The following is an 18,297-nucleotide window of genomic DNA, read 5'->3' as shown; positions in this document are numbered from 1 at the left end:
CTAGCCGGATGCGCGGGGGCGTCATCTGTTCGTTTTCAGGCAATTCGGACGCAAAGCCGTGGCGCATCGCTGCCACGCGTGTTTCCCAGGAGGTCCCGTCATGCGCGAGCCGGTTCTTTCGCTCCGTGGCATCAGCAAACGTTACGGCCCGCTCGAGGTTCTGAAAAGCGTCGATCTCGACGTCTATCCGGGTGAAGTCGTGGCGTTGCTGGGTGAAAACGGGGCGGGCAAGTCCACCCTGTCAGGCATCATCGCCGGTTCCCGCGAGCCGTCAGAAGGAAAGATGACCTGGCTTGGCCAGCCCTATACGCCCGCTTCGCCGCGTGAGGCGATAGACAAGGGCATTGTACTCATTCATCAGGAGCTGAAGCTTCTGCCGGAGCTTTCCATCGCCGAAAACGTCTTCATCGGCCGCTGGCCGATGAAGAACGGCATCGTCGACCGCGCCGAAATGGTGCGAAGGGCGCAGCAGCAGCTGGCGCGGCTCAATCTGCATATTCCCGCAACCCGCAAGGTGGCGGGCCTTTCGACCGCGAACCAGCAGCTGATCGAAATCGCCAAGGCGCTGGCGCTCGATGCCAAGCTCCTGATCCTCGACGAGCCGACGGCGGCCCTTGGCGGTGCAGAAACCCAGGCCCTGTTCGAGCAGGTTCGCAAGCTGCGCTCAGAGGGCGTCGGCATCATCTATATTTCCCACCGCATGGAAGAGATCAGGCAGATCACCGACCGCATCGTCGTGCTGCGCGACGGTGAGCGGGTGCACGAATTTGAAGACAGCGCGACACCTGTGCGCACCATCGTCGAAAGCATGGTCGGCCGGTCGCTGGAACGCCTGTTCCCGGCGCTGCCCGAACCGCAGGAAAAAACGGTGCTAGAGGTCAAGGGGCTGACTGGCACGGGCAATTCTTTCCGCGACATCAGTTTCGGCGTGCGTGCAGGCGAAATTCTTGGAATTGCCGGGCTGATCGGCGCGGGGCGTACCGAACTGGTGCGTGCCATTTCCGGTGCCGATCCGACCAGTGCGGGCGAGGTTTTGCTCGATGGACAGGTGCTGACGCTGAAAAGCCCGGCGGATGCGATTGCGAAGGGCATCGTCATGGTGCCGGAAGACCGCAAGCTTCAAGGGCTGGTTGTCGAGCATGAGATCGGTGAGAACCTGATCTACGCCAATCTCGACCGTGTCGGCACCGGCTGGATAACGCCTAGCATCAAGCGTGCTTTTACGAAGGAGGCAATTGCCAAATTCGGCGTGAAGGGCCGCAGCGAACAGCCTGCCTCGGATCTCTCCGGCGGCAACCAGCAGAAGGTCGTCATCGCCAAATGGCTTGCACGTAACCCGCGCGTGGTTGTGCTGGACGAGCCGACGCGCGGCATCGATGTCGGCGCGCGGGCTGGCATTTACGATATTATCGTCGGTCTGGCCAAAAGCGGCGTTGCCGTCATCGTCGTCAGTTCCGATCTCGAAGAGGTGCTGGGCGTTTCAAACCGTATCCTCGTTCTTGCACAGGGAAAACAGGCCGGAATCCTCAATCGCGACGAGGCCAACGACGTCTCGGTCATGGAACTGGCAACCATCTGAAGAAGGAAATAGAGATGTCCACCATCACGCTCAACGCGCCGAAACTTTTCGATCTTTCCGGCCAGGTGGCGTTCGTCACCGGTGCCGGTTCCGGCATCGGCCAGCGGATCGCCATGGGGCTTGCCCAGTCCGGTGCCGATGTCGCGCTGCTTGACCGCCGCACCGATGACGGCCTGGCGCAGACGGCCGATTTCATTGCCAGGGCTGGTCGCAAGTCGATCCAAATCGCCGCCGATGTTACCAGCAAGCAGGCGCTGAGCGAAGCGGTAGCACGCACGCAGGCCGAACTCGGTGCTCTCTCGCTTGCCGTCAATGCCGCCGGCATCGCGAACGCCAATCCTGCCGAGGAAATGGAGGAAAGCCAGTTCCAGACGATGATGGACATCAACCTGAAGGGTGTGTTCCTCTCCTGCCAGGCGCAAGCCAATGCCATGCTGAAGAACGGTCGCGGCGCAATCGTCAACATTGCCTCCATGTCCGGCGTCATCGTCAATCGCGGCCTGATGCAGTGCCACTACAATGCATCTAAGGCTGGCGTCATCCACATGTCCAAATCCATGGCGATGGAATGGGTGGGGCGCGGCATCCGCGTCAACACCATCTCGCCGGGTTACACCGCGACGCCGATGAACACGCGGCCGGAAATGGTGCACCAGACGAAACTGTTCGAAGAGCAGACCCCGATGCAGCGCATGGCGGGCGTCGATGAAATGGTCGGCCCGGCGATCTTCCTGCTGTCAGATGCGGCGAGCTTCGTGACGGGCGTGGACCTTTTAGTAGATGGCGGGTTCTGCTGCTGGTAGGGTTTGCGCGGCAGCGCCGCCCGAATTGATGACCACGTGCAAGAGGTAAGGTGGTCTGCCTTTTGATTTTACGCCCGGCTTTCGCCGGGCGTTTTTTATTCACCGCACAGGCGCGTGAAGACTAGGCAACCTGCTTCTGCGCCACTTCCTCGACAACCTCGCCCTTCAGATAGGCAACGAGGTCCTTGATCGTCACGACGAGCAGACCGTGGCGTTCGGCGAAGATTTCGAGCTGGGGCAGGCGGGCCATGGTGCCGTCGTCATTGGCGACTTCGCAGATGGTGCCGCAGGGGTACTTGCCTGCCAGGCGGCACAGATCGACGGCGGCTTCCGTGTGGCCGGTGCGGCCGAGCACGCCTGCAGGGTTGGCGCGTAGCGGGAAGATATGGCCGGGGCGGGCGAAGTCTTCGGGACGCGAGCCTTCCGACACCAGCGCACGCACGGTCTTTGCCCGGTCTGCAGCGGAAATGCCTGTCGTGGTGCCGGGAATATAGTCCACGGAGACGGTGAAGGCTGTCTTGAGAGATTCGGTATTGCGCGACACCATCAGCGGAATGTCGAGCGCGTCGAGGCGCTCTCCCGGCATGGCGACGCAGATCAGCCCGCGCGCATGGTTCATCATGAATGCGATCTGCTGCGGGGTTATGCTGTCGGACGCGGCGATGATATCGCCTTCGTTTTCGCGGTCTTCGTCGTCAACGACAATTACCATCTCGCCACGGGATATGGCTTCGATTGCGTCTTCAATTTTAGCAATGGTCATTTTCTTTCAAGCCTTTCAAGGGTTATGCCGTTTTGCGGCATTTTCGCGCTTCAAGAAGCGCCAAATATCCCTTGGGCGAACAATGCAATGTGAAGCCCGCTGCATGCGGGCGTCTTTTGCCTTGTCCTCTTCCATCCGGACTATACCGTCGGCTCCGGCCTCTCACCGGATCTGCTGACCTTCCGGCTTTGGAGACCGGAAGCGCTCGCGGGCTCCGGGAAAATCCCGATACCGCCGGTGGGGAATTGCACCCCGCCCTGAGAACATTGCCAACATAAGTTATCAAATGGGGAGGACGCAAGCGGCAATATTTTGCCAGCCTCCGCGCGCGCGAAACGGATATCTCGATTATATTCGAGACCGGGTATTTCATTTCGGAATTAGAATTGTCTGGGGTAAGAGACCAGAAGGCGGCGTTTACGTCGGATCGTTAAACAGCTTACGAAGCTCCCGCTCCAACTGATCCTGCGTATAAGGCTTGCCGAGCCGTGCAACGTCAAGATCAACTCCAGGCGGCAGTTCTGCATAGCCCGAGGCGATGAGTATCGGAAGCTTTGGGACAATATGGCGCACTGCAATTGCCAGATCTCCACCGGTCATGCCGGGCATTGAATAGTCGGTGATCAGGAGGTCAAAGCCGCTTCCGTCTCCCAGATGTTCCAGTGCCTCTTTCCCCGAATGCGCTTCAACGACATCGTGACCGAGGTCCATCAGCATATCGGCTGAGCTCATCGCTATGAGAGGGTCGTCATCCACCAGCAGTATTCGTTTCGGTCCTGAGGCGCTCGCGGTCGGGCCAGCCGAGACCTCAATCGCTGCGGAGTCATTTGTGATTTCGGATGTCGAGATTGGGATCCACAGTTCCGCCCTTGTGCCCTTACCCAGTTCGCTTGTCAGCTTGAGGTCGCCTTTCAACTGGGACGCCAGGCCATGGATCATGGAAAGACCAAGACCGGTGCCTTTTCCAAGTTCCTTGGTCGAAAAAAACGGCTCGATAGCCTTTAGCAGCGTGTCACGATCCATTCCGTGGCCCTGGTCGACGACCGAGAGGACGACGTAATTGCCTGCCGCAAGCTCACCGGCCTGGACGTTCTGATGGACATCGTGCAGCCCGATAACGATCTCGCCTCCGTCAGGCATGGCATCACGGGCATTGACAACGAGATTGAGGAGCGCGAGCTCGACCTGGTTGGCGTCGGCCGAGACCAGAGGAAGGTGATCTGGCACGTCAGTTTTGATCACCACTGTTGAGCCGACGGACCTTTTCAGAAGGTCTTCCATTCCGGTGACCAGCGCTCGCATATCGACCGGGTCAATGCGTAGGTCCTGCCGGCGCGAGAAAGCGAGAAGCCGCTGGGTGAGGGAAGCGCCACGTTTTGCGCCCTGTTGGGCACCCTCGATGAGACGGACTGCCCTTGCGTCATTGCCAACGTATTTTCGCAGTAACTCAAGATTGCCAAGGACGGCCATCAGGAGGTTGTTGAAATCGTGCGCCACGCCGCCGGTGAGTTGGCCGATCGCTTCCATCTTCTGGGACTGGCGCAACTGTTGCTCAGCTCGTTCTCGTTGGCTTACCTCTTCCATGACAGTAGCATATGCTTCTTCCAGTTCACGCGTTCGCTCCGCGACGCGCTCTTCCAGAACCTCATTCAACTGCCGTTGATGCTCTTCCGCTTTCAGACGTGAGGTTATGTCGGCCGATACGCCAACAAGCTTGATGGCCTTGCCAGTGCGGTCCCTGTAGAGCTGGGCACGGATCTCCACCCAGTGGGTAGACCCGTCATTCCAGACCGTTCGGTATTCTATCGCGTAGTCGGCGCCCGTTTCGATCGTTGCACGAACAGCCAACTGCATGCGCTCGAAGTCATCAGGATGGACCGATGCTAAGAGGTCCGCATAGGAAAACTCTTCGTCGGGACCGCGGCCAAAAATTAATCGACATGTTGCCGAAGTGGTCAGTTCATTGGTTGCAAGATCGAGCTCCCACGCGCCAAGTCGGCCGGCGGCAAGGGCCGTCTGGAGGCGACGCTCGCCTTCATCGAGTGCTTCCATTCTGGCCCGGGCATCGAACTGCCGCCGGCGACCGCGCATGGCCGACCGGGCAACGCTTATGAAAGTCGTCGCATGAAAAGGTCGCTCGACAAAGCTCACATTTCCCAGAACCTCAGACAGCCTCGCCCCAGTCGGGTTGCGTTCAGGTCCTCCGCCGCGGTTTGTCAGGATAATGAATGGCAGGTCAGACCAACTGGGCTGCGCTGCGATCCAAGCAAAAATCCCTTTCAGGTCCGCTGAACGAAATGCCTCCTCGGTCACCACAGCGAAGGCGATGTTGTCCCCCAGATGGGCGACAAACGACGCAATATCAGCCACGGTGGTGGAAGATACACCAGCTTCCTTCAGGAGTGACGCTGCAATTTGCGCATCGCGGCCGATCGGAGCATAGACAAGTGCGCGTGTGTCGCCGTTAGGAATTCTTGCTACCCTCCCCGTTGAGAGGAAGAAGCGGGTGTTGATCGCCGACAAAGTTTGGAACGCCGCGAAGGATGCCCTGGAAGTCGGAAAGTGGTTCTCCGAGGGTCAGTCCGTTGCCGGATATTCTGAACTCACGGATCGTGTCTTCGTGAGGACCTGTGCGCTTCTTGATCACTGATACGGCGCGACGCACTTTTCCGAGCGCCTCGAAATATCTCAGAAGGATGACGCTATCTGCCAGATAAGTGACATCGACGGGCGATTTCATGTCCCCGACGAGGCCATGCTGGGCGACCGTCAGGAATGTATTGGCTCCCTGCCTGTTGAGGTACTGTAGCAGTTCGTGCATGTGCAAGATGAGAGCATTCTCTTCCGGCATAGAAGCCTGGTAGCCATTGATGCTGTCGATCACCACTGTCTTGGCATCGAAAGTTGATACCCGGTCGCGCACACGCTGTGCAAATTCCCCCGGTGATAGTTCGGCGGCATCGAGTTGCTCGATGTGGACGTGCCCATCTGCCTGCAGCTTCTCCAAGTCGATACCCATTGATCTGGTGCGTGCGTAAAGGAGACCAAGTTCTTCATCGAAAATGAAGACCGCAGCCTTTTCCCCACGCTCGACTGCGGCGTTGACGAACTGCAGAGCAAACAGGCTCTTTCCGGTTCCAGCAGGGCCGATGAGGAGAGTGCTTGATCCACGCTCCACGCCCCCACCGAGCAGGCCGTCGAATTCGGAAAGACCGCTCGAGAGGGTCGTTCGTTCGAATTCGGTTCTGTGCTCAATCGCGCGAAGGCGCGGAAAAACCGCAACGCCACCAGTCTTGATAGTGAAATCATGATAGCCGCCGCGAAACGACTGACCGCGATACTTGATCACTCTCAACCGACGCCGCTCGGAGCCGTAATCGGGAGCAAGCTGTTCGAGATGAATGACACCGTGAACTACGCTATGGACCGTCTTGTCAAAATTTTCCGACGTCATGTCATCAAGCAGCAGCACCGTTGCATCGGAGCGAGCGAAGAAGTGTTTCAATGCGAGGATTTGTCTGCGGTATCGCAACGAACTCTGCGCTAGAAGGCGAATTTCAGAGAGGCTATCAATTACGACGCGTTGAGGTTTGATCCGCTCAAAGGCTTGGAAAATCAGTTTTGTCGTTTCACCCAACTCGAGATCTGAGGAGTAGAGTAGGCTTTGCTGTTGTTCGGCGTCGAGAAGGCTTTCCGGGGGGACGAGTTCAAATATCTCGATCCCGCTACCAATCTCCATGCCATGCGATCTGGCGCAATCGCGCAATTCTTCGTCCGTTTCCGACAGGCTGATGTAAAGGCAGCGCTCGCCGCGTATTTCTCCTTCAATAAGGAACTGCAAAGCAATCGTTGTTTTGCCAGTCCCTGGAGAGCCCTCAAGTAAAAAGACATGCCTGCGCGTAAAGCCACCGGAAAGAACATCATCCAGTCCCTTGACGCCAGTTTCTGCTTTTTGACTTAGAACCTGATGCATGTTTCCTCCGGACTTTCTAAAATATCTAGGGCGCGACCTCAGGAGAATCAAGGGCGTAGGCGCGGGAGTGTCTGAGCCCGGACTACCAACGGCGCCCGCCGCAGCGCCGCAGCGCGCAGCGTTTGGCGACGGTTGGCACCGTAATTTGTAGAGGCCTGAAGCTGACTTCACCGGGTGCGCGTGGCTCTTTCGGGAGTAATCTGCGGAGGTCAGGTCACAAACAGCATCTCGATTGAGTCCCCGGGGAAGAAGGTTCTTCTTCCGAAGACTGGATCAACCTTAAGCACTGAAGCAAACCCTCCTCAGTTGCGTGTTTTTAATGGCACGCGCGTTGTGTTCACTCGCAGGACGTTCGGGCGCCGCCGTTGTGGTGTGAAGATCGGACCGATCGATAAGCATGCCGTTGGGAAGCGAGTGGACGCGAAGCTTGTTTGTAATGTAGTCGCCGACACTGCCCGCTTATATTTTGGAATCTCAGAGAGGCTTGCCGAACCCACGCATAATAACTGCAATCACTCGCTCAACCGCGCTTTTACCAAGCTCAAATCTGGGCGTTTGCGGCAGGGTTTCACCGGGGGGGAGCATCAGCTGTTCAAACCGACGCGAGACAGGATCAAGGTTTGCCAAAAGATGGACCGACGTACCGCGTGCGAACTCGTAATTCCAGATGACATCTTCCAGATCGAGTTCGGGAAAGGTTTTCTGCATCGCTTTGATAAAGCGATGCGCCGCATGGCTGTTGATGTTGAAATTGTTGTATCCGGCGCGGGCATCGACGCGCATCTGGAAAACGTTCCGGACGTAAAGGCTTCCGCCGTCGCTGGACCGGGAAGCGGTCAGGATGGGCTCGATCAGAGCCTCGAGGATCTGGCGGGGCGTCAGCGCCGCTTCGCCTGCCGCCTGTTCCATTTCGGTGAGGCGCGATAGGCGCTGCTGGTTTACGTCGCCGGTGATCTCCTGCGTTGCGAGACGGACAAGTGCATCCTTCGACTGAAAGTAATAATTGACCGCTGCCGTATTGGCACCAGACGCCTCGGTAATATCGCGCACGGTCGTGCCCTTGGGGCCTTTGCGCGCAACGAGTTCCTTGGCAGCACTCAGGATCGCATCGCGTGTTTCACTCCGGCGCGTTGTTGCGTCTTCCTCTTCCATGGAGGTCTCCATCCCTGTCTTGCCTGTTTTCTTTAGTTACGATGCTCTACCGAAAAAAACAGACTTGCACCAGCAGATGTTTGAATATAACGTTCAAAACAAATGTTTCAATGATGTGTTTGACAAAGACATATCGTGAATGAAGCTGGGAACGTGACGGGAACGACATGATGCAAGCAAACGTCGATACGGGACAGTATCGGTATGCGCCGATGCGGGGCAGGCCCAAGATTGCCCTGCCGGACGGTGCGCGCCTCGCCTTCTGGCTGGCGCCGAACATCGAGCACTACGAATGGCAGCCACCGGTCAATCCCAATCGCTTTCCGTTCCGTACCCTGCCGGACGTCCTGTACTATTCCTCGCGCGATTATGGTAATCGCATCGGCTTCCGCCGTATTGCGGACGAGATGGCCAAGCGCGACATTCGCGGATCGGTTTCGCTTTCGGTGGCCGTATGCGACCATTATCCTGATATCATCAAGCGCTGCAACGATCTGGGCTGGGAACTTTTCAGCCATGGGGTCTACAACAGCCGCTACTTCTACGGCATGACGCCTGACGAGCAGCGCCAGGTCGTCATCGATTCCCGCGAGACACTGGCGAAGGTCGGTCAGCGGCTGGACGGCTGGCTGACGCCGGCCATTACGCCAAGCCTCGAGACCCAGGAAATTCTGGCGCAGGAAGGTATTCGCTATACCCTCGACTACTTCCATGACGACCAGCCGATGCCGCTCAACTTGAAAAGCGGCAAGCTTATTTCGGTGCCCTATTCCATCGAGATGAACGACATTCCGATGGCGGCCTGGAACAATAACTCGGTGGACGAAATGTTCGCGTCACTGAAGGCGCAGTTCGACCGGCTTTATATCGAAGGCGCCGACAGCGCCCGCGTAATGTGCTTTGCGATCCACCCACTGGTGCTCGGGCATCCGCATCGCATCGATGCCTTTGCCGAATTCCTCGACTACGTCAAATCGCATGATCAGGTCTGGTATCCGACGGCGCGCGAAATCGCCGACTGGTATTACGGGCACCACTACGACCAGATGTCCGCTTGGCTGTCCGAGCTTGAGGGAGAGCAATGATGATCCGACCAACCGGACCCGCCTATCTCGAAACGCCGCTGCGCCGTCACCGTCAGATGGATCACGACTTCTACGCCTGGCGCGACACCTGGAGCGAGCGCAGGCTTCAATGGTCTGGCGACACCACGCTCGGCGTCTGGATCCAGATTGCCGTCGAGTGGTTTCCACTCAACATCTCCGGCAAGCCTTTTCTGCCGGTCGGTGCGCCGAACCGGGCATGGCCGGACACGCAGACCTACACCCAGCGCGATTACGGTCACCGGGTCGGTATCTTCCGGATGATGGATGCGCTGAAGGCAAGGGGACTGACAGCAAGCGCCTTCCTCAATGCCCGTGTCGCACAGCGTTACCCGATCCTGATGCGGGAAATTCTCGGTGAGGGGTGGGAAATCGTAGCGGCGAGCCTTGATGCCGGTTCGATCCACCACGAAGGGCTGGATGAAAAGACGGAAGCCGCGATGATTGCCGAAACGCTCACCATCTTCGATGGTTTCGGCGTAACACCTGTTGCATGGCATTCACCATCCTGGTCGCAATCGACGCGCACGCCGCGCCTCTTGGTCGAAGCCGGCGTGACGGCGATTGCAGACTGGGTCAATGACGAGGTGCCTTATCGTTTCGACACCGGTGCCGGCGAGATCATTGCGCTGCCCTCGACGATGGAGCTTTCCGACCGTGAAATGCTCGCTGTTCGAAAGCAGCCTCTGCAGGATGTGGAACGCAGCTTCATAGCGGCCGCCAGGCGTCTGACTAAAGAAGCAAAGGAAATTGGGCACGGCCGTCTGCTTACGATCAACCTTTCGCCCTGGATCATGGGGCAACCCTACAGGATTGCCGCTTTCGAGCGGATACTCGACCAGATTTTCGCGATCGAGGGTGCCAAGAGCGTCACCGTTCCCGAAATAATCGAGGCAACGATTGGGCTTTAGCGCCTGAGCGTTACCTCACGCACCGGATAGACCCAGATGGTTTCAACGCCTCGCCTTTCAGGGGAGCGCAGCCTCATGCTGCTTTCCCTTTCGATCTCGGCCGCCTTTCTGATCGAAGGGCTCGACAGCACGATCATGGTATCGGCAATCCCGGCGATTGCGGCCGACTTCGGCATTGAGCCTCTGCGCGTCAATCTGGCGCTCTCGATCTATCTCGTGACGCTGGCGGCCGTGATCCCGGCAAGCGCATGGCTGGCTGATCGTTTTGGTGCGAAACGTATCTTCCTGTGGGCGATGGGCGCATTCATGCTGATGTCGGTGGGCGCTGCGCTGGCGCAGGACCTTGCGACGCTTGTCGCGATGCGCGCCTTGCAGGCGGTGGCCGGGGCGCTAATGACGCCGATTGGCAGGTTGCTTCTCATTCGAGCGGCACCGAAGGATCAACTGGCCTCGGCCATTGCCTGGATGTCGACGCCGGCACTTGTCGGTCCGGTGCTGGGGCCGTTGATCGGCGGCTATGTGGTAACCTACCTTTCCTGGCAGTGGATCTTTTTTGTGAAGATGCCCTTCGGCATTCTCGGCATGATTTTCGCAGCGCGTTTGCTGCCACGCGACGAGCCCGGGGAACGCTATAATTTCGACCTCTGGGGTTTCGTGGCCTGTGCCGTGTTTCTCGGCGCGGTACAGCTGCTGCTCGACCAGCTGGTTCATGTCTTCCTGCCGATCTCCGCGATCCTTGTCATGATTGCAATCCTGCCGGTCTGCGTTTTGTTCTACGCCCGCCATATGGCGAGGCGTGAAGCGCCAGCGCTTGACCTCACGCTATTGAAGCTGCGTCTGTTCCGGGTGGGCTTCTTCGGCGGGGGACTTTCGCGCCTTGGCTTCAATGCCTTGCCTTTCCTTTTCCAGCTGCAATTGCAGATCGGTTTTGGCTGGAGCGCGGCGGATGCCGGCTGGATTGTCTTCATCGTTGCCGCAAGCGCGATTGCACTCAAACCCATGATGCGGCGGGTGCTGGCGAAATTCGGTTTCAAGGTAACGCTGTTTGGTAACGCCATGCTGGGTGCGGTGACCATTGCGCTGATCGGCTGGATCGGACCGGACACACCACTCGCGATCACGGTCTGCGTCGTCTTCCTGTTTGGCGTCATGCGCTCTCTTCAGTTCAACACGACGAACGCGCTTCTCTTCGCCGATATTCCCAGGACGAGGCAAAGCGCGAGTACCTCGCTTGGCGGTGTCGGCCAGCAATTGTCGATGGGATTGGGCATCTCCGTTGCGGCGGTACTGGTGGCGCAAATCCAGGCAATGGGCGTGACAATACCGGCGGATGCCATCTCGGCCTCCATTTTCGTCGTTGCCGGATTAACCGCTTTGTCCGGCATTTTTTTCCTCGGATTACAACATGCCGATGGCGCTGACGTAAGCCGCCACAAAGCATACAGTGCAAGGAGCTGACGCTCATGAAGGCTACAGAAAACACAGAAGCAACGGCAAAGGCAGGCATCGGACTTGCCGGCCTTTCGGTGGCAGAGGCAGGGCGGCAAATCGGGAGCGGCGAGATCACGCCATCGGCTTTGTTGGAAGCCGTATTTGCCCGCATCGATGCGGTCGACGGCGTGATCTATTCCTATCTGCGCATGGATCGAGACGCTGCGCGCGAGAACGCCGTCGCATCGGACGAGCGGGCCGCAAGCGGGACGCTGCTCGGCCCGCTTGATGGCATTCCCTTCGCGGTTAAGGACAACATCTACACCGCGGGCATGGAAACGACCGGCGGCTCACGTGTTCCGCAGAGCCACGATCCCGACATGACAGCCACGCTGGTAACGCGGCTGAAAGCGGCTGGCGCCATTCTCGTGGGAAAGCTGAATACCTGGGAATACGGCACAGGGACCGGTGCCGTACATTTCGATCTTGATGCGCCGCCAAGCCGTAACCCCTGGAATACCGCGCATTTTACCGGTGGATCCTCGACAGGCTCGGCTGCGGCTGTCGCGGCGGGCACCGCACTGTTTTCAATCGGTACCGATACGGGCGGTTCGGTGCGCCTGCCAGCCGCGGCCTGCGGTCTCGTCGGGCTGAAGGCCACCTTCGGTCGCATCAGCCGTCATGGCGTCATGCCGAATTGCTGGAGTTTCGACACGCCAGGTCCACTGGCGCTCAGCACCGAGGACACGGCACTCATCTATGATGTGATTGCCGGTTTTGACGAAGCCGATCCCGTCAGCCTTTCCGTGCCGGTTGAGCCGACACTGCCGGGTCTGAAGGACGGCGTAAAAGATCTGAAGATCGGGTTCGTCCGCAATCTCGATCCGGGTGGCGTAGCGCCGGAGCCGGCTATTCTCGATGCTCTTGCCAAAAGCGCGGCGATGTTTGCCGCACTGGGCGCTGAGGTGGTCGAAATCGACCTGCCGATTGCGCCATCCGAATATCGCTCGATCGCCATGCCGATCAACCGGGCGGAGAGTTTTTCCATTCATGAGCGCGACTATCTCGAGCATCGGCATCTTATGGGCCGTTCGCTGCGCGAAAAGCTCGAAATGGGCATGTATCTGAGGGCTGCCGACTACCTTGCAGCCCTGCGCCAGAGGCGTGCGCTTGTTGCCCGCACTGATGAGATTTTCGCGAAGGTCGATGTGCTTTTGCTACCGATGACCTATCGGGTGGCGCCGCCCATTCACGACAATCCGGCGGTCATTTCCTATACGGCAGGTTCTGCCGGTAGCCCGTTCTCGCTGTCCGGCCATCCGGCGCTGGCGCTGCCTGCTGGGTTTTCGCCGGAGGGCCTGCCGCTGTCCGTACAGCTGGCGGCCGGGTTCAGGAACGAAGCGCTGCTGATGCGCGCGGCGTGGGCGCTCGAACAGGTTCTGACCCCCAACCCGATGCGGGCAGAGCCACAGCATGTTCTTTCAATCGCCACCAGGGCAGAAGGGTAAGTCGCATGTCTCAGGATACCAAGGATTTGGGCCTTGCCGTTCAGGTGCTGTGGAGAGGTTGCGGCGAGACGGCCCCGACCGGCGATGAACTGGCCGCTGCCGCGATCACGTTCCGCAAGGCGCTTGAAGTGGGACGCATGATCCCGCGCGTCACGGATAAAACCTTCGAGCCGCTGGTTGGACCGCGCCGCGATCTGGAAGTCTAAAAATAATAAAAATGAATGAAACATCCATTTGAAATGTTCATTCGAATTCTGTAGCCTGATTAAAATATAAAGGGGAACGACCATGAAAAAAATCTACGCCATCATTGCCCTGCTCGCCGTTGCGGCTGGGCCCGCCTTTGCCCAAGAACCGTTGAAGAGTGCACTCGACGGCAATGCACCACCCTTCGCCCAACCGAAGATGGACGGTTCCATCGAAGGTCTGACCGTCGACATGACAAACGAGATTTCCAAGCGCCTCGGCCGCAAGATTACAATCGACGCCATGGCATTTTCGGCGCTGATTCCGGCCCTGCAGGCGGGCACCTACGACATGCTGTCGGTTCCGATGACGGTAACGAAGGAACGCTCCGACATCTTTCTGCTGACGGAAGGTATCTGGTCTGCCGATCTCGCCTTCGTGACCAAAAAGGATGCGCCGGCGCTGAAGAGCTACGACCAGCTGAAGGGCAAGGTCATTGCCGCCAACAAGGGCAACGCCGACGAGAAGTGGGCGCGCGAGAAGGCCGGCGAAATCGGCTGGACGATCGAGTCCTATGCATCGCTCAGCGATGCCGCGCAGGCCGTTCAGGCAGGGCGCGCGGATGCGGCGATCATGAACGTGCCGACTGCGTTGACCTTCGCCAAGCGCAATCCGGCACTGAAGGCTGCCGACCTGAAGGAAACCACCGGCCGCTACTTCGCTTACACGATCCCCAAGTCCTCGCCAGAACTGCGTGCGCAGATCGAAACCGTCATTGAGTGCATCAAGTCGGATGGCACGGCAGCATCGCTTTATGAAAAATGGCTTGGCGTGAAGCCTGAGGCCGGATCGCTGGAAGTGACCCCGCAAGCCGGTTTCGGCCCGGTCGGCCTCGGCAATTACGATGCGACGCCGCACGAATTGTCGTGCAACTGAAACAGACTGACTGATTAAGGCCTAGAACCATGTCGCAATCGATCGCGCAGCCCATGCTCGACATTCATGCTCTGTATAAGTCCTTCAACGGCGTGAATGTTCTCAACAACATCAACCTGCGCGTCATGCCGGGTGAGCTGGTGTTCTTGATCGGACCCTCGGGGTCTGGAAAATCCACTCTTCTGCGGTGCTGCAACAGGCTGGAAGAGCCGACGGACGGCGCGATCATTGTCGACGGAATCAATATCACCGCCGTGGCGACAGACATCAACAACATGCGCCAGCGCATCGGCATGGTGTTCCAGCAGTTCAATCTTTACCCGCACATGACAGCCGAACAGAATGTGATGCTGGCATTGCAGAGGGTGCAGAAGAAATCCACGAACGAGGCGCGGGAAATCGCGCGCCGTGAATTGACCCGTGTGGGTCTCGGCGCCCGCCTGACGCATTACCCATCGCAGCTTTCCGGCGGCCAACAGCAGCGCGTCGCTATCGCGAGGGCGCTTGCGCTTGGGCCGAAGGTCATGCTTCTCGACGAGCCAACCTCGGCGCTTGATCCGCAACTCGTCGCCGAAATTCTGCAGGCGATGATGGATATGAAAAAAGAAGGCATGACCATGCTGGTGGTCAGTCACGAGATGCGCTTTGCCCGCGAGGCTGCGGACCGGGTCGCCTTCATGGAGGCGGGGCAGATCGTCGAGATCGGAACGCCCGCCGAAATTCTGGCGCGTGGCGCGGAAAGCCGCGCTTTCCAATTTCTCTCGCACGGACACTGAGCGATGGATATCACCGGTCTCGTCGATCTCTTCTTCAACGGGGCGGTCGCGCAAACATATCTGCCCGATCTGCTGCGTGGCGCTTGGATTACGATCTATCTGTCGCTGGCGATCGTAATCGCCGGGCTCCTGTCCGGACTTGCGTTGGCGCTGATCCGTCTTGTGTCGAACAAGGCTGTCGTGTGGTTCCTGCGCCTTTTCGTCGACTGTTTTAGAGCTGTTCCGCCGCTCTCGGTCGTGCTGCTGCTTTATTTCGGCTTGCCAAGTGTCGGTATCAGCCTTTCTGCATCTTGGGTACTCTGGCTGACGCTTTCTCTCATACTTGCGTCTTTCGCCGAGGAGATTTTCTGGGCCGGGATCTCAGCCGTCGGCCCGGGGCAATGGGAAGCCTCTCGCTCGACCGGCATGACCAATGCACAGACCCTGCGCTATGTGGTCTTGCCGCAGGCCATGCGGCTTTGCATCCCGCCGCTGACCAACCGTGCACTGGCCATTTCCAAGAATACGGCGCTTGGAACAGCAATCGGCATGCCAGAGCTTTTGAACGAAGCGCAGACCGCGCTGTCCTTCTCCGGAAATGCGACGCCACTGATCATGGCGGCGATCCTTTATCTGATCATCTTCATGCCGCTGATGGCTTTGGCAGGCGGCCTTGAAAAACGTATGGCCTGGGGGACGCGGACATGACCGATCTGATCGAACAATTCTTCAATCTCGACATCATGAGCCAGGCGCTACCCTATCTCATCTCCGGGCTGATGATCACCCTCGTGCTCACGGCCGTGCTGGCACCCGTTGGTTTCGGTATCGGCCTTGGGTTAGCGCTGATGTCTGAAGCGCGCTCGCCGGTGCTGCGCTGGATTGTCAGGACATGGGTTAACGTCTTTCGCACCATGCCGCCGCTGGTGCTGATCATCGTCACCTTCTCCGCCCTGCCGTTTCTAGGCATCAGGCTGCCTGCGATCTTGTGCGCGATCATTGCGCTGTTGCTCAACAACACGGCTTATTATTGCGAGATCATTCGAGCGGGCCTCGGTTCGGTGTCGCGGGGGCAAATGGAAGCTGCCCGCTCCACCGGCCTTGGATACACAGATTCCCTTCGTTATGTCGTGCTGCCGCAAGCATTGCGCAACGTGCTGCCGGATCTTGCATCCAATACGATCGAGGTTGTGAAAGCGACTTCACTAGCCTCGATTGTTGGTGTTCACGACCTTCTTTATTCGGCCAGCACCATACGGTCCGTGACGTTCAACACCTCGTCGCTGACGCTGGCGGCGATAATCTATCTTATAATCCTTTTACCAGCGGTTCGGCTTTCAGGCCGGCTGGAACGGAAGCCGCAAACGGTTTAGAGCTCCAACCCACTGCCAGGTCTATCCGACGACCGTACGCTGGAGTGGGCCATGCTTCTATAGGGCAGCAGACGAGGTGAAGCCCCTTCGCCCTGCGTCATTTCGTTCGATTGAGATCGATGCCTGTCTACCGGGTAGGCGAGGACGCTACGGTCTTCGTGATCCGCATCAGCGATCGCTATGAAGATTGGGAGGGTAGCGACGATTAGCCAGAACTGCTCTTCCGTTCATCGAGGATGGCCACGGAAGCCGCTGGCGATGCTGCCGATCTAGTGGTGCCCTTTGCTATGCATAAAACACCATCGGTGGGAGACACCGAAACGTTGGAAGAGACTTGGCGTGAGAAAGCCCTGGTTCACGTTTGCGCCGCTCGAGCAACGACTTCAGCGGCCCCGTTTCTGGTTGCCGCTGAACATGCCGCCACGATATACCTGGACGTCAGTATCGAACGAGAACAAGACGATATCGGTCTCGGTCAATGCCGTTGGATGTTGTTCGAACGAGGTCACGAACACGCTCTCTCCGTCGCAGACCGTCTCGTTTCCAAATCGAATTTTCCCCTTGAAGACAAAGAGCAGGCAAGCCAACCCTGAGTTATCAGGGGTTGGCAATCTCAGCGTCGTGCCTGCGCTGAGGCGCACGTCAAAGACCCAGACATCGGATCTTACCGTCAATGGCGCTTTTCGTGGCCCTGCAATCAGTCTCCAGCTATCGTCACTGAATTCATCAACGAAATCATGAAACTGCACCATTGGCTCAAGATTTTGAGCGTTAGGACGCAGGAAAATCTGTAGGGCCCGGACGGGTGTTTCCCCAAGCATAAGCTCTTCATGCTGGAAGTGATGGCCGGCGTTCATCATCATGAAACGTGTCTTGTCGAGCTTTTTCTCGTTTCCGACGGTGTCTCGGTGCAGCATCTCGCCGCCGCGCATGTAGGTCAGTATTTCGTCGTCCTTGTGCGGATGCATGCCTATGAGATGACCCGGCTGAACCTGGGCGCGGTCAATCCTGCCGATGGGACCGATCCCGCTGTCGTCGGTTGTCAGTGACAGCCCCGGATACATGATCTCGACGCCGAAGCCCTGGCCGATATTGCCGCGCATACGTCCTGCAGGGATTTTGGTGATGGTCATTGGACTGTTTCCTTCGATCTCGGGCGCGGGCGACAATCGCCCGCGCCGAACACAGCGACTTGCGTTGTCAGTGGTAGTTCAGGATGCCGACGAGCTTCTGGCCGAGCGGGCTCGTCCAGTCGACGGCGAGTTCCGAGATGATCTGGTCGACAGTGGTGATAATTGCGCCTGCCTTTTCCATGCGCCTCAGGGCGATATCGTCGCCGTATTTGGTGTAAGAGGCGGATGCGTCCGCCGAGACCTGCACCTCGTAACCTTCGTCAAGCATCTGGAGGACTGGAAAGGTGACGCAGATTTCCGTGGTCACGCCTGCGACGAACAGCTTCTTGCGGCCGATCGCCTTGACGGCCTGGTTGAAGCCGTCGTGGTGCATGGCGTTGACGATACCCGGGCGCTTGATGCGGGCTTCGAACGCCTCGGGTAGGATTTCCTTGAGTTCCGGAATCAGCGGCCCCTGGATTTGTTCTTCCATGCTGGACGTCAGGATGGTCGGGATGTTGGCGGCTTTTGCGATCCGGGCAAGCTTGAGTGCGTTCTGCTTGACCAGGTTGATGTCGTGGGAGTGGGTCCAGGCCATCGTGCCGATCTGATGGTCGATCAGCAGCATGGCGGAATTCTCGGGAGTAAAAACGTCCTTATGCATTGTCGTATTCCTTTTTGCGTTGTCGGCGGCTGTCGGGTTGGATTTAGG

At 58.3% G+C, this 18,297-nt stretch carries 17 protein-coding genes and 1 riboswitch; of the genes, 11 read left to right on the top strand and 6 right to left on the bottom strand.

Features of this window, described 5'->3' with window-relative positions; genetic code table 11:
• The first annotated feature begins 100 nt into the window (after positions 1-100).
• Together AB4Z23_RS20575 and AB4Z23_RS20570 are read left to right on the top strand one after the other, a co-directional pair.
• On the top strand, positions 101-1,579 hold the full coding sequence (locus tag AB4Z23_RS20575) for a sugar ABC transporter ATP-binding protein (RefSeq protein WP_441360707.1): 1,479 nt from the start codon (positions 101-103) through the stop codon (positions 1,577-1,579).
• A gap of 14 nt (positions 1,580-1,593) precedes the next feature.
• Complete coding sequence (locus AB4Z23_RS20570) at positions 1,594-2,382, top strand: SDR family oxidoreductase (RefSeq protein WP_003517081.1); 789 nt, start codon at positions 1,594-1,596, stop codon at positions 2,380-2,382.
• A 121-nt stretch (positions 2,383-2,503) separates the two neighbouring features.
• On the opposite strand, the gene ribB is transcribed toward AB4Z23_RS20570, so the two are convergent.
• The 4 genes from ribB to AB4Z23_RS20550 form a co-directional block, all read right to left on the bottom strand.
• Positions 2,504-3,145 carry a 3,4-dihydroxy-2-butanone-4-phosphate synthase gene (gene ribB / locus AB4Z23_RS20565; protein WP_013637525.1) on the bottom strand — a complete coding sequence of 214 codons (642 nt, stop codon included), beginning with the start codon at positions 3,143-3,145 and terminating at the stop codon, positions 2,504-2,506.
• Between the two features lie 119 nt (positions 3,146-3,264).
• A riboswitch (FMN riboswitch) is annotated at positions 3,265-3,414 on the bottom strand.
• A 148-nt stretch (positions 3,415-3,562) separates the two neighbouring features.
• Positions 3,563-5,668, bottom strand: coding sequence for an ATP-binding protein (locus AB4Z23_RS20560; protein ID WP_441360706.1), 2,106 nt, complete (start codon positions 5,666-5,668; stop codon positions 3,563-3,565).
• On the bottom strand, positions 5,610-7,118 hold the full coding sequence (locus AB4Z23_RS20555) for an ATPase domain-containing protein (RefSeq protein ID WP_441360705.1): 1,509 nt from the start codon (positions 7,116-7,118) through the stop codon (positions 5,610-5,612). The genes AB4Z23_RS20560 and AB4Z23_RS20555 overlap by 59 nt, the downstream gene beginning before the upstream one ends.
• Positions 7,119-7,592: 474 nt before the next feature.
• Complete coding sequence (locus AB4Z23_RS20550; protein WP_441360704.1) at positions 7,593-8,270, bottom strand: TetR/AcrR family transcriptional regulator; 678 nt, start codon at positions 8,268-8,270, stop codon at positions 7,593-7,595.
• A gap of 167 nt (positions 8,271-8,437) precedes the next feature.
• Here AB4Z23_RS20550 and AB4Z23_RS20545 point away from each other — a divergent pair, with 167 nt between their 5' ends.
• From AB4Z23_RS20545 to AB4Z23_RS20505, 9 genes are all read left to right on the top strand, one after another.
• On the top strand, positions 8,438-9,355 hold the full coding sequence (locus tag AB4Z23_RS20545; RefSeq protein WP_441360703.1) for a hypothetical protein: 918 nt from the start codon (positions 8,438-8,440) through the stop codon (positions 9,353-9,355).
• The gene (locus AB4Z23_RS20540; protein WP_441360702.1) at positions 9,355-10,284 is read left to right on the top strand and encodes a hypothetical protein; all 930 of its coding nucleotides are present in this window, start codon (positions 9,355-9,357) and stop codon (positions 10,282-10,284) included. The genes AB4Z23_RS20545 and AB4Z23_RS20540 overlap by 1 nt, the downstream gene beginning before the upstream one ends.
• A gap of 36 nt (positions 10,285-10,320) precedes the next feature.
• Complete coding sequence (locus AB4Z23_RS20535) at positions 10,321-11,742, top strand: MFS transporter (RefSeq protein ID WP_441360701.1); 1,422 nt, start codon at positions 10,321-10,323, stop codon at positions 11,740-11,742.
• A 5-nt stretch (positions 11,743-11,747) separates the two neighbouring features.
• Positions 11,748-13,223, top strand: a complete 1,476-nt coding sequence (locus AB4Z23_RS20530; RefSeq protein ID WP_121556227.1) for an amidase — start codon at positions 11,748-11,750, stop codon at positions 13,221-13,223.
• A 5-nt stretch (positions 13,224-13,228) separates the two neighbouring features.
• Entirely contained in the window at positions 13,229-13,429 is a 201-nt protein-coding gene (locus AB4Z23_RS20525) for a hypothetical protein (protein WP_080850342.1), read from the top strand.
• Between the two features lie 82 nt (positions 13,430-13,511).
• On the top strand, positions 13,512-14,345 hold the full coding sequence (locus AB4Z23_RS20520) for a transporter substrate-binding domain-containing protein (protein ID WP_441360700.1): 834 nt from the start codon (positions 13,512-13,514) through the stop codon (positions 14,343-14,345).
• Positions 14,346-14,374: 29 nt separating this feature from the next.
• Positions 14,375-15,121: an amino acid ABC transporter ATP-binding protein gene (locus tag AB4Z23_RS20515; RefSeq protein WP_111801285.1), complete on the top strand. Its 747-nt coding sequence runs from the start codon at positions 14,375-14,377 to the stop codon at positions 15,119-15,121.
• 3 nt (positions 15,122-15,124) lie between these two features.
• Positions 15,125-15,808, top strand: a complete 684-nt coding sequence (locus AB4Z23_RS20510; RefSeq protein ID WP_441360699.1) for an amino acid ABC transporter permease — start codon at positions 15,125-15,127, stop codon at positions 15,806-15,808.
• Positions 15,805-16,473, top strand: coding sequence for an amino acid ABC transporter permease (locus tag AB4Z23_RS20505; RefSeq protein WP_441360698.1), 669 nt, complete (start codon positions 15,805-15,807; stop codon positions 16,471-16,473). Before AB4Z23_RS20510 ends, AB4Z23_RS20505 begins: the two co-directional genes overlap by 4 nt.
• Before the next feature lie 383 nt (positions 16,474-16,856).
• On the opposite strand, the gene AB4Z23_RS20500 is transcribed toward AB4Z23_RS20505, so the two are convergent.
• Positions 16,857-17,606 carry a pirin family protein gene (locus AB4Z23_RS20500; protein ID WP_076844229.1) on the bottom strand — a complete coding sequence of 250 codons (750 nt, stop codon included), beginning with the start codon at positions 17,604-17,606 and terminating at the stop codon, positions 16,857-16,859.
• 67 nt (positions 17,607-17,673) lie between these two features.
• Positions 17,674-18,249, bottom strand: coding sequence for an isochorismatase family protein (locus AB4Z23_RS20495; protein ID WP_003526149.1), 576 nt, complete (start codon positions 18,247-18,249; stop codon positions 17,674-17,676).
• Between the last annotated feature and the right edge of the window lie 48 nt (positions 18,250-18,297).

Source organism: Agrobacterium sp. MCAB5 (assembly GCF_052114365.1).
In the GTDB taxonomy this organism is placed as follows: Bacteria; Pseudomonadota; Alphaproteobacteria; order Rhizobiales; family Rhizobiaceae; genus Agrobacterium; species Agrobacterium tumefaciens.
Note: the sequence above shows the minus strand (reverse complement) of the source record. Positions and strands in the feature narration are given on the sequence as shown.